Source organism: Flammeovirgaceae bacterium SG7u.111 (genome assembly GCA_034044135.1).
Taxonomy (GTDB): domain Bacteria; phylum Bacteroidota; class Bacteroidia; order Cytophagales; family Flammeovirgaceae.
This window is the reverse complement of the sequence record CP139021.1, coordinates 6,606,775-6,619,347: the sequence shown is the minus strand read 5'-3', so window position 1 is coordinate 6,619,347 and position 12,573 is coordinate 6,606,775. Positions and strand designations below refer to the sequence as shown.

The 12,573-nt window shown below is 43.0% G+C and carries 6 protein-coding genes; 2 read left to right on the top strand and 4 right to left on the bottom strand.

Features of this window, described 5'->3' with window-relative positions; all coding sequences use genetic code 11:
- Window positions 1-10: 10 nt before the first annotated feature.
- Entirely contained in the window at window positions 11-1,378 is a 1,368-nt protein-coding gene (locus R9C00_25570) for a hypothetical protein (protein ID WPO35067.1), read from the bottom strand.
- A 128-nt stretch (window positions 1,379-1,506) separates the two neighbouring features.
- On the opposite strand from R9C00_25570, the gene R9C00_25565 reads away from it, so the two are divergent.
- A complete protein-coding gene (locus R9C00_25565) occupies window positions 1,507-3,045 on the top strand; it encodes a polyamine aminopropyltransferase (protein ID WPO35066.1) in 1,539 nt (512 codons plus the stop codon).
- A gap of 445 nt (window positions 3,046-3,490) precedes the next feature.
- On the opposite strand, the gene R9C00_25560 is transcribed toward R9C00_25565, so the two are convergent.
- Entirely contained in the window at window positions 3,491-4,303 is an 813-nt protein-coding gene (locus R9C00_25560) for a hypothetical protein (GenBank protein WPO35065.1), read from the bottom strand.
- A gap of 93 nt (window positions 4,304-4,396) precedes the next feature.
- A complete protein-coding gene (locus R9C00_25555; GenBank protein ID WPO35064.1) occupies window positions 4,397-8,152 on the bottom strand; it encodes a hydantoinase B/oxoprolinase family protein in 3,756 nt (1,251 codons plus the stop codon).
- Between the two features lie 324 nt (window positions 8,153-8,476).
- On the opposite strand from R9C00_25555, the gene R9C00_25550 reads away from it, so the two are divergent.
- The gene (locus tag R9C00_25550; GenBank protein ID WPO35063.1) at window positions 8,477-10,690 is read left to right on the top strand and encodes a SpoIIE family protein phosphatase; all 2,214 of its coding nucleotides are present in this window, start codon (window positions 8,477-8,479) and stop codon (window positions 10,688-10,690) included.
- 75 nt (window positions 10,691-10,765) lie between these two features.
- On the opposite strand, the gene R9C00_25545 is transcribed toward R9C00_25550, so the two are convergent.
- Window positions 10,766-12,367, bottom strand: coding sequence for a fibronectin type III domain-containing protein (locus R9C00_25545; GenBank protein ID WPO35062.1), 1,602 nt, complete (start codon window positions 12,365-12,367; stop codon window positions 10,766-10,768).
- Between the last annotated feature and the right edge of the window lie 206 nt (window positions 12,368-12,573).

Sequence of the window (12,573 nt, the reverse complement as noted above, 5' to 3'; positions counted from 1 at the left end):
GTACCTTTTTTTATTTTTCCTGTACCTCAAACATGAATTTTTTGGCAAAATCTTTTAGCAAGAAAAGGAGGATCAGTCCCATTCCAATTGCCAAAAATGAGTAGGGAACTACCGAAGTATCGAAGAGGAAAGGGATGTAGCTAAAAAAAGAAATGCTTCCCACCACTACAGGCACAAACCATTTTTTTGGATACCAAAAAGCAAAGACGATGGAGAATACATCGGCAGGGAAAAAATAGCGGTCGTGCATTTTTGGTAAAAAATAAGGAAACAGCAGGAATGAGAGCATAGTTACCCACATTAAGGTTTCATCGGTCAATTTAAATTTTTCGGAGGTGAAGAGCCAAGCAAACCCTGCCAAAATAAATAAAACAAACAGCAAGCCCGCACTGTGGAGGCTTTCGAAGGGGGCATTTGGAAAAAGCTGGTAAACAGACGGTGCATCGAGCGTAAGGGCGGCATCTTGCATAAATTGCCGAGGGTAGATGAGTAACAAGTCGAGTAGGCTTCTGCCCAGCAGCCAGCAGGGTATCAAAAGTAGAAACCAAACTACCAGAGGTAAAACTACATGTAGGAGGTTAAATGTTTTTTTGAAATAAAGCAGTAAAAGAGGCAAAGCAAAGAAAATAGCTTGCAGCTTATAACTGACAGAAAGCCCAATGCAAATCATAATAAAGAGAAGTACAGGAAGCCCCGCTAATTTTACTTCCTTTCCACTTTTTACAAATAGAAGCATTCCATAAAAAGCCCAAAGCAACAGGCTGGTATACACCACATCGCTTTGCCCCCAAAAGCTTCCGTTGAGTAAAACGGTGGGGAAAAATAGAAAAACTACAGTTCCTACAAAAGAGATTTTGAATGAAGTTTTCAGTCGTAAAATCTTGAAAATAGCCCATGCCCCTAGGTAATCGAACAGCACGGAAAATAGTTTTATTCCTATGAGTTTGGAAATGGGCAGGTAACTCAAAAATGCCAATACATAAAGGTAGGGCACATTGTAGGTCGTGAAACTATTCTCCGCTAAGGCGGAAAAACCTCCATTAGTTTTGATGAAGTCGTACCAATCGGAGAATCCGTTGCCGAGGTAATCGTCGGACTCGAAGCCGAACATAGATACTCTGATCAGAAAGGAAAACCCTAGCAATAAAGTCCCAAATACCATAAAACGGTTGTGGGCAAACCAATTGGTGTAGCGAAACAGATAATCGAACATCAAGAAGCCTACTCCGACAAAAAGTACCAATAATATGTATCGATCGAGGCTGGTATAAATTTGTAAGGAAGGAAGAAAAGCCTCCAGCTTGTCGGCAAAAGGGTAAAATGCGAGCAGCAGCAATGGGAATAAGCGCCAAAAGAGCTGAGAGCTAAATTTCTTCATAAAGGTAAACATAGTACCTTGGAAGTATTGGTCAAAGTGTTGGGGTAAAATCCTTATTGAATGTGATTAAATTTCCACAAATTCTTAGCTTTGGGCATTTACTACCAAAATCAACGAAGAGGGGATAAATGAAAAAATCCAGCATACTCAAAGCATGTCTTTTTGCCACAGGGCTTTCAGGAATCGTGGCCGAATATATTCTTTCAACACTAGCTACCTATTTTTTGGGAAATTCGGTTCTGCAATGGACCATGATCCTATCCATCATGCTCTTTTCCATGGGCTTGGGTAGTAGGTTTAGCAAATTCATTGAAAAGAACCTGCTTGTCAAATTTATTTTTATCGAGTTTATCCTCTCGCTTTTAGTTTCTTTCACTGCACTGATCACCTACACCGTAGCAGCTTACCCCGATCACCTAGATTACCTTATTTATGGTCTTAGCGTACTTATTGGGCTGCTCATTGGGATGGAAATCCCTTTGGTTATCCGTCTCAACGATTCTTTTGAGGAGCTAAAGGTCAATATTTCCAGTGCGATGGAAAATGACTACTACGGCAGTTTGCTCGGTGGAGTGTTTTTTGCCTTTGTAGGGCTTCCTTACTTGGGGCTGACCTACACGCCTTTTGTGCTGGGAGCTGTGAATTTTATGGTCGCCGTGCTGCTCTTTTTCACACTCAAGCCGCTTATTATCCCTCGCCTTGCCAAATTGGTATGGGGTGGTACAGCTGTTACCTTGATGGTGATCACCCTCGGGCTGGTATTTGCCAAACCAATCGTGATTTTTGGAGAGCAGAAGCGTTACCGAGACAAGATTATCTACTCGGAGCAGTCTCGCTACCAAAAAATAGTAGTTACGCAGTGGAAAAACTACCATTGGCTCTACTTGAATGGAAACCAGCAGCTTAGCTCATTTGATGAATGGCTGTACCATGAACCGCTGGTACATCCTGTGATGAAGCTTTCTAAAGGTCCAGTAGATGTACTGGTACTTGGTGGTGGCGATGGCTGTGCCGTGCGCGAAATATTAAAATACGACAGGGTGAATAAGGTGAAGCTGGTGGATTTGGATCCGGCGGTAACAGACTTGGCAAAAACGCATCCCGTATTCACTAAGCTTAATAAAAATGCCCTCAACAGTCCCAAATCGACGGTTTTAAATACCGATGCGTATAATTACCTAGAAGATACAGAAGAGTTTTTTGATGTAATGATCATCGACTTCCCCGATCCTAAAACCATCGAACTGGGCAGGCTATTTTCCTTAGAGTTTTTCAAGATGTGCCACAAGCACCTTCGCCCCAATGGCGTGATCATCACCCAATCGGGTAGCCCCTATTATGCTACCAAAGCTTTTATTTGCATAGAAAAAACGATGAGGGAAGCAGGGTTCAATACACTGCCTATTCACAACCAAGTATTGACCTTGGGCGAATGGGGTTGGATAATTGGCGCGAAAAGTATTCCTGCGGAGCAGCTCAAACCAGCTCTCCAAAGCCAATATTTCGACGATATAGAAACGGTTTGGCTCGATCATGATGCGATGCCTCTCATTACCTCTTTTGGCAAAAACCTCATCCAAATAGACAGTGCCGATGTGGAAATAAATACCATCCATAATCCAGTGTTGCCCGCTTATTATAGAAATGGGAACTGGGATTTGTATTAGGGGTTTTGGGAGAAAAGCAGCCGCCCAAGCCATGTTTCAGGCATCAGAGTCAGCGTCCGCAGGCACGGGGTGTATGGCTTGCCTGATTGCGCTCCGCAAGAGCTGTACCCGTCGTGGTCGTTATTTTACGCCCCCGACGCTTTGCCCGCACCCGCCCATCGTCGTGGGCGTCCCAAACGACCACGACGGGTTTGCCAAGACTAAAAGGTCGATGCTACAGATGCTTCCCGCTATTTTCCGTCATTCCTACGAACGCAGGAATCCCCCGCCTACGCCCCAACAACGCTACAATGTCAACATCCATCGGGGCATTTTGGGGTTTCATGCTAGCAAAGGTATTTTTGGTTTGCGGAAAGCTTGAAGCTACGTTTGTGGCTGAGGGAATGCTGTTAAGGTACGAGCGGATAAAATCCTATTTATTCATAGCTATATCTGTTAAACTCAATTATTTTAGTTTTGTAGCATTTAATACATTTTCGAGTTCCTTCAGTTGTTTAATTGTATCAATATTGCTGTCTTCACTGGATAACATTTTCCTTATTAAGTTTTCGATTTTAATATTAAAAATATTAGCAAGATTGTCAAATGCAGCAATTTGAAGCCCCATAATATAATCGATTTCCATTTCTGTTAGAGCGTTAGGAAGTAATTGGTGTAGTCCATCATCTTTTTTCCAGCCTCTAAGGGATCCTTTTTTGTAATCTAATATAATGTTAAGCGTTATACGCCCCATAACGGCTACATATATTTTGAAAATTTTATATAGGTCATCTCTTATAAATGGCTTATATTGATCTATGACCATAGAGGGGTCAACCATTTTCTTTACATCGAGTTCATTGAGATTTGCAATTTGATCTCCTAGTCGTTCGCCATTTGAGTTTGCTTTATCGAGAGTCTGATTATTGAGTTCGTTATCAGTTAAAATAGATAGAATCAGTGATATAATTGATGGCATCTTGTTTCTTACTTCAATTGTTGCACTCCAAATATGGGTTGCAGCCTCAATTCGTTTATCATATAATTTTTGTATTGATAAGAAGTAGTTTGATTGAAGTGCATTGAGAGTTGAGTTATTTTTTGTTAGCTCGCTTCTGATTTCTTCAATCTCTTTTTTGACATTTTTATTCCAACTTACTTTGATTCGTTCAAATAAGAGCTTTTTAGCCAGAACCAAAGTTCCTATAAGAATTACACCAGTCCCTCCAAGAAGTTTGAGAATGCTCCAATTATCAATTTGATATATTATTTCGTCCATTTATGAAATTGGGTCTAACAGTAAATATAAATCAATTACGTCTTCATTCCTAAACATAACACAAAAGCACTCCTACTCCCAAAAGCAAAAAAATCACCCCTCCCCAAATCCACCCCCACCGGGTGTTTCCATCACAATTTTGTCGCCTATTTTCATGGGATAGCCATCTATTCCTTTTAGGGGGATTTCTTCACCCTCGGCGGTGATGACGATTTGTTTGCCTTGCAAGCCGTTTTCTCCACTTTGGCTTCCGTAAGGGGCTTCTTGGCGGTGCTGGGTCAGCACGGTCAAATCGACTGGGGCTAGGAATTTCAGTTCCCTTATTATTCCATCGCCGCCTTTCCATGTTCCTGCTCCACCCGAGCCTTTGCGGATGGCGAACCGCTCTAGGCGAACGGGGTAGCGGTATTCCAAAATCTCTGGGTCGGTGATGCGGGTGTTGGTCATGTGCTGGTGGACGGCGTCCGTGCCGTGGAAGCCATTTCCTGCTCCGCTTCCCCCGCCAATGGTTTCGTAGTAGCCGAAGTTTTCGTTGCCAAAAAGCAAGTTGTTCATCGTGCCTTGACTGCACGCCACCTCGCCAAAGGCTTTGAGCAGCGTATCGACCAAGCGTTGACTGGTTTCGGTGTTTCCCCCTACCACGGCAGGGCAATTTTCGGGTTCAGGCGGGAAGGTCGGGTTCAAAATTCCTTCGGGCAAATTCATTTGCACATGCTGCATAATGCCCTCGTTCAGCGGAACATTTTTCCCCAACATCAATCTCAACACATAAATCACCGCACTGTTCACAATCGCCTCGTTGGCGTTCAGGTTGGCAGGATGGACGCCCCCCGTTCCCTCAAAATCAATTTTTAACGTCTGGTTTTCTACCTCAAATTTCACCTTTAGCGGCGTGCCGTCGTCCAATTTTTCTTCGGCGGTGAAAACTTTCCCTTTCCACTCATTAATTTTTTCCAACATCAAGTTGGCGGTGTAGTCGTTGAGCTTTTTCATAAAATAGCCCACCTCCTCGCTCGAATGGCTTCGGCAGAGGGAAATCAGTGCTTGCTTGCCTGCTTCCAACGATGCGAGAGTTGCATTGAGGTCTGCCAAGTTTTCCTCAATGGCTCGGGTGGGAAATTTGTTCTCGGTCAGCAATCTTCTTATTTCCTGCCACTGCGGCTCGCCTTTTCTCACCAAATACTGGGGGGAAATAACCACGCCTTCTTCCGCCAAGTTTTTGGCATCGGGCGGCATAGAGCCAGGTCGTTTGCCACCCACTTCCGAGTGATGCGCTCGGTTGGCAACGTAGCCTACCAAGGTGTTTTTATCATCAAAAATAGGGGCAACTAAGGTTATGTCGGGCAAATGTGATCCTCCGAAACCTGGGTGGTTGGTGATGACCACATCGCCTTTTTCCATGGCGAGTTCTTTGGCGAGGAGGCGGGTGCAAATGCCCAAGCTGCCCAAATGAACGGGGATGTGTGGAGCATTTACCACCAGTCTTCCATAAGCATCTAGCAAAGCGCAAGAGAAATCGAGGCGTTCTTTCACGTTGACCGAAAAAGCCGTGCGCTGGAGCAATGCGCCCATTTCGTTGGCTATTCCGCTGAAGCGGTTGGTAAAAAGCTCCAGTTTTATCGCCTCAGGTTGGCTGTCTTGCTTGCCTTCTTTTTTAGCTTCCGCTATTCGGTTGATCGTTCCCGTGGAATTTGCATCTAATTCAAACTTCCAGTTTTTATCTACAAACGTGGTGCTGGTGGAGCTGAGCAGCAAGGCAGGCCCCAGAATTCCCGCACCTTTTTCCAACTCTTCCCACACAAAAACAGGCGTTTCCACCCATTTTTTCTCCACATAACTTTGGACAAACCGAGCAGGGGCAGGCGAATATTTTTCATCTGTTTTTTGAATTGCAGGCTTTTCAACTGGCTTGTTGGAGGCGATGACCCGCACCGTATCCAACTCTATTTCTCGGTTGGCTATCCAGTGCCCAAACAGCTTTTTGTATTTTTCTTCAAATATTTTTTCAGGAGCTTTTTCGGAAGAAAACTCTACTTCAATGGACTGGTCTTGCCCTGCAAAGCGAAGGAAAAGCAGCACTTTTCGCACCTCGGTGTCCCCTTTTTTGAATCCTTCTTGCAGCAAACTTTCGGTAGCCGAAGCAGAAAGGTCGGTAATGATTTCCTGCAAATTTGGTTGGTGCTGGGCAAAAGGTTGGAGAAACTGCCTTTCGGCAAAACGCTCGATCAGTGCTTGTCCCATTCCGTAAGCACTGAGCAGCCCCGCATCGTACGGAACAACCACTCGGCTGATGCCCAGCAGCTCGGCAACTTTGCAGGCATGTTGCCCGCCAGCCCCTCCAAAAGCGAGGAGGGAAAACTGAGTGGGGTCGTAGCCCTTGCTCACCGAAATCTTGCGGATAGCTTCTGCCATTTTCTCATTGGCGATGTCCAGAAAGCCGGATAACACCTCTTCTTGGGCTGTTTCTGATGTTCCTTTTACTTTTTCAAAAGCTTCTTGTGCAGCCCCTTTTTCGAGAGGGATTCGGAAGCCCGTAGGGTCGAGCCTTCCCAAAAGCAAGTTCACATCGGTGATGGAAAGCGGACCACCCGCCCCGTAGCAAGCAGGACCTGGGGAAGCTCCTGCACTTTCTGGGCCTACGGTGTATTTCAGCCCATCGAACCCGCAAATAGAGCCGCCACCTGCCGCTACGGTGTGGATAGCCAAGGCAGGGCTGAATACGGTCGCATCGTCTATTTTGCATTCAAATTGGTAGTCGTATTCGCCGTCGTAGCGGGCTACATCGGTGCTGGTGCCGCCCATGTCCAAGGTCAATATTTTTTCTTCCCCCGTACGGTTGGCAATTTCTGCTGCGCCAACCACTCCGCCAGCAGGCCCACTCAACAAGCTGTCTTTCGGCTTGAAAAACTCGGAACTGACCAAGCCTCCTGCCGAGGTCATGATTTTTAATGCATTTTTGGGCAAGGATTTTTTGATAGAATCGAGGTATTTGATAATGATAGGACCCAAATAAGCATCCACCACGGCGGTTTCGGCTCGGGGGACAATTTTTATTTCGGGAGCTAATGCAGAAGAATTGGCAGTGTAAAATGCGTCTTTCAACATGCTTTCCACCCTATTTTCCTGCTCAGAATTTCGGTAGCTGTGCAAGAGAGCAATTGCCACCGAGGCTACTCCTGAACTTTTTATTTCGGCTGTCAATTTCTCTAATTCTTCTTTTCCAACCTCTTCTATAACATTCCCTTTTGCATCTAACCTTCCTCCAATCTCAAACACTTGCTGGTAAAGCGGTTCAGGTTTTTGGATGTTGAGTGCAAAAATATCAGGGCGTTGTTGTGTGCCTATTCTGAGGATATCGGCAAAGCCTTTGGTTACGACCAAGGCTACATCAGCCCCTTTTTTTTCCAATAAAGCATTTGTCCCTTTGGTAGAACCAAGTCGCATGTTCATTGCGGGAAAATTTTGGTTTAAAGGCGTATTGGTCACTAGCCTAGCTGCCAAAATGGGAGCTTCTTCATTGGAGGTTATTTCAAACTCTTCTCCAGCCCTTATTTTTGAAGGAAAAGGGGTTGATAATAAAAGTTCACTCCTGTGTAAATTGAGTTTTTTGATAAGGATAGGAGCCTGTTTTTTTTGCAAAATTCTAAAAGAAAAGCCTTCAAAAATATTGGCTTGGGTGTCCCAATTGCAAGAAATAGTGAACAAGGAGGAGGAGTGAACCTCTTTTATTTTTCCACGAAGCGAACTGCTACTCAAGACCTTTGCCCTGTGCTCTTTTCCTTGAGGGGAAATGGCAATGCAATCTGTAAATGTACCTCCTGTATCCACCCAAATTTTCCAATCTTGCATATCGACTATCTTTTAAGAAATTGACTTTTGCGAAAATAGAAAAGCTATATTGAAATTGGTAAAAGTTTGTAGTATGTTAAGAATTTGGGAGCATAGAATGTTAATGGGATCGGCCTCTTTTTGAATCTCTTGTGGAAAATATTAGTCTATTGTTAATAAATAGCACTTACTTACGTTGATACTACGTGTTTGCTCAAATCAAAAAAGCAACCTTTTTTGAGAGGTAAATTACTGGATGTTCCATCCAAGGATTTTGACACAAATATCATGAGCGCTAAAATCCAAAAAACAGATTGAATCCGGGTATTTATGAAGACATTTAAAATGAGATTTTTCATCCTTTTGTTATTCCTCAGTGGTGCAGCCATTGCGCAAGATAAAAGTATTGGAACTGTGATAGATGAGAATGGTATTGCCATTGCTAATGTGAAAGTTAGTGTGAATAACACGGGCTATTCCATTTCTGATGAGCAAGGCAGTTTTGATTATACTTTGCCAGCAGGTAGCACTAAGCCTACAGAAATAGCTATTTCGGCTACGGGCTTCGAAATGAAAATATGGAAGTTCGAGGAAGAGCAGTTGAAGGTAACCGTTCGCCCTGTGAGCTATCTTTTGATAGGAAAAGCGTTGGACGTGAATGGGGATCCGATTCCCAATGCGCAAGTGCTTTTGAATGAGAGCGAAAAAGTAGGCCCTGTAAAGGCAAAGAGCAACGGTGTTTTTTCCATGAATATTCCTCCAAATATCCGGGTAGGGAAAGAAACTAAGTTTTTGGTGAACAGAACAGCTATTGATTCAGACGGAATAAGCTTCGAAGAAAAAGGGGGGATTCTTGTATTGCAAATGCCTATAAAGACCTTTACTGTGGTTTGTTATAACGATACTAGCCTACCTGCTGTCGGTCTTGAAGTAACCGTGAAAGGGAAAACCTACACTACCGATTCGCAAGGAGGTTTTAAAGTAAAGCTTGCGAAGCCCAAGTCATATCCTTTTACTTTTGAAGAATTTGAAATTGCAGATACCTATTTCCTAGAATCTGACAATCATATCACCTTATACCTTAAGAAAAAGAATTCGACCGAAACTCCTGGAGTAGCATCGCCAATTTTGGAAGAAGGTGGCGATGGGTCGGTAGTAGTTGTGGTAGCTGAAGATACCTTAGTCGCTGCTTACGCCGATGACTTCAATTACATTATTAATGAATTGGAGCTTGAAAAACAGCAATTAATTCAGAAAAGTAATGAATTAAGAACTGAAATGGAGAAAATTGTGGATAAGCTAAACCAAGAGGGTGAGCTTACCGACGAACAAATCCAAGAGTTACACGGACAATTGCAAAGGCTAGAAAGTGCACTCATAGAAACGGATGTTGCTTATGAAGATGCCCAAGTAAAAACCAAGGCGATCATCGATAGGATGAACAATGTGATTTTGAAAAAGGATTCGGTGAACGTGGCTACCCAACAGCAAGTGGAGGTAATTACCGATGAGAAGAGAAAAGTGGAGGAGAAGTTTGAACTTGGGATGCTGATTTTTGTAGTTATTGTTCTTTCCCTCGCTTCTATTGCCTTGATCTTCTTTATTACTGGTAAGAAAATCAGAAAGCAGAAAAATGAGCTTGAATTGGTGAATAAAGAGTTGGCAAATACTACTGACCAACTAAGAGAATCGATTACAGAAATAAATGCACAAAAATCGGAGATTCAAAAACAAGCGGAAGTTCTTCAGCAATTGAACGAAGATGTGAACTTGAAGAACAAGAAAATCACTGATAATATGCGTTATGCACTTACGGTGCAAAAGGCTATTTTGCCTTCTCCTATTAGCTTGAAAAATTATCTGAAAGACCATTTTATTACCTTTTTTCCAAAAGATATTGTTTCGGGAGACTTCTATTGGTTTAACCATTTGCCAAGTCAGAATGGGCATGGGGAAAGGGCTTACATAGCTGCGGTTGATTGTACCGGTCATGGTGTTTCAGGAGCGTTCATGTCCATGGTTGGAAACATGATGCTCAACGAGATTATTGACCAGAAGAAAATATATGAGCCAGCCAGTATTTTGCGAGAGTTGAATAAAAGTGTGAGGGAAGGCTTGAGGCAAGAAGAAAAAGTGAACGATGATGGAATGGACATTTGCCTCTGTATGATAGAAAGGCAAAAAGACGGAACGACCAAGGCTGTATTTACGGGTGCGAAAAGACCGCTCATTTTATTTGACGCAGAAAGCAAAGAGGTGAGGGTGTTCAAAGGAGATATTAAAAGTGTGGGTGGAAGGCAAAATAAGAATAAACAATTTACTAACAACGAAATTATTCTAAAAGAAAATGACGCTCTCTATCTAACATCAGATGGTTTGGTAGATCAGAATAATAATAGCAGAGAGAAATTTGGTACGAAGCGTTTCCTAAGTCTGTTGGAAGAGGTGGGCAAGTTGCCAATGGAAGAACAAAGAGGAATTCTAGAAGCTGCTCTGAAAGATCATCAGGGAGATACTGAACAACGAGATGACATCCTTGTGTTAGGCGTAAGGGTTTAAGGTCGACATGTAGAAACGAAGACCAAAGGCTGCTTAAATAATTAAGCAGCCTTTTTTTATCTTCTTATTCTAGAACTATTCCTCCTCTTCGGTGGTAGTGAATGAAAATGTTTCTGACCACTCGCTCCAGTTCAAGTTCTTGTCACGGTAGCGGACTCTCCAAAAGTAAGTGGTAGCAGGTCTCAATACATGAATTTTTTCATCGGTCAGGTCATCAGCTTTTTGGAGGTTTTGGTAGGCATACCAATCTTCATATTGCTTCCAATTGTCTATTAAAGGCTTTTCAAAATCCTTGCTTTCGGCTACTTGCCATTGACTTGCCCCGTGTTCCGCACCGTTTAGCTCACTTTCGAAATCACTGGCTTTTAGGATGATATTTCTGTAAGGGATTTTTTCCTTCATTTTCGGGGAAAGAAGTGAAGGAGTAGCAGGCTTTTTATCAAATCGCCACACGGTAACGCTGTCCCGCAATTCGTTATTCCTGAATTTGTTTTCATTGCCTCGGCTGTACCTTCTCACTGTCAATTTAGGGTCGCCGTTGTTAGGATCTACATCCACCATCACAAAGCCATATTCATCTTGTGTTACGGTAAACTCTTCGTAGTTTCTTTGGGCAAATTCACCCCAATAATCGATGTTCCCCCCAGCAGTGGCCACATTAACCCAAAGGTGCTTATGGTCTCTCGATTGCCCCCTCGAATACGCATGAGTGTGTCCAAAGAAATGGATACTAGGCTTGCCAGTTTCGGAACTAAATTCTTCTAGTATTTTCACGGCTTTTCCCGTAAACTCTTCTTCCCCTACCAGCCACATTTCCGACTTGTATGGGTGGTGCATTTGGGCAAAAACAAAGTCTATGGAATCGTTACTGCCAGTTTTTTCCAACACATCTTCTAGCCATTCCAGTTGATCTTGTGTTCGGTAGCCTTCGTTGGAATCCATACCGATGATTCGGATATTGCCATAATCTTTATGCCACCAGTGCTCGTCATAAGCAGGGCTTCCATTTCTCGGTAGGGTAAAATATTTGAAGAAATAGATTGAGTTTTTCTCATGGTTGCCAGGTACAGGGTAAATAGGTACTTGGGAGAAAAGCTTACTTCCCGGATCAAAAAAATCTCTTTTCCACTGTTCGTAAACTGTTCCGGTGCTTACCAAATCTCCAGGGATCATCATCAGTGCTACATTTTCGGGAACTTCGCCACCGTATTCTTTCTTTAGGTAACTCAACAACCCGTCGTTTATCAACTCTTCAAACTTGTCGGGGTAGCTGTTGTCCTCTTGCATGTCGCTCATAGCTACTAACCTGAAAGCTTTTTTGTCCGAGGCAAAAGGAGGCGTTTTAAACTGGTGAATCTCAGAGACCATTTTACCCGTTTTCACACGGTAATAATACATTTTCATCCTATCAAGTCCGGTGAGTTCCACCTCATGGATTCTAGACTCTGAGTAATTGATTGGGTAAGCCACACCTTTGGCTTTTTTACCCAATTTAGGGTTCGTACCGTATTCTACCACACTTTCCTCACCCATGGAAGTTTCCCACTTCACCACTATGGAGCTTGGACTTGCATCTTGTAGAAAGGGCTTAATTAGAAGTGTAGGCTTTTGCCCAAAGCAAGTGGTACATAGTCCCCATACCAATAGTAGGCTACATATATTTCTGAGTGTAAGCATTTTTTTGTTCGTTGTGAATAAATAAGTTAGACCGCAAAGCTGGCAAAACCTAGCTTGTTGGTAGTTAAGTTGAGATGAATTGTCAGTTAATTCTGAGAAATAAAGCAGGAGAGCAAGGCTATGTAGAATTAATCTAAATAAAATTTGAAACATTGAGACCCTGTTCTATCTTTGCATACTATTTAAATTTAATCTAAATAAATCAA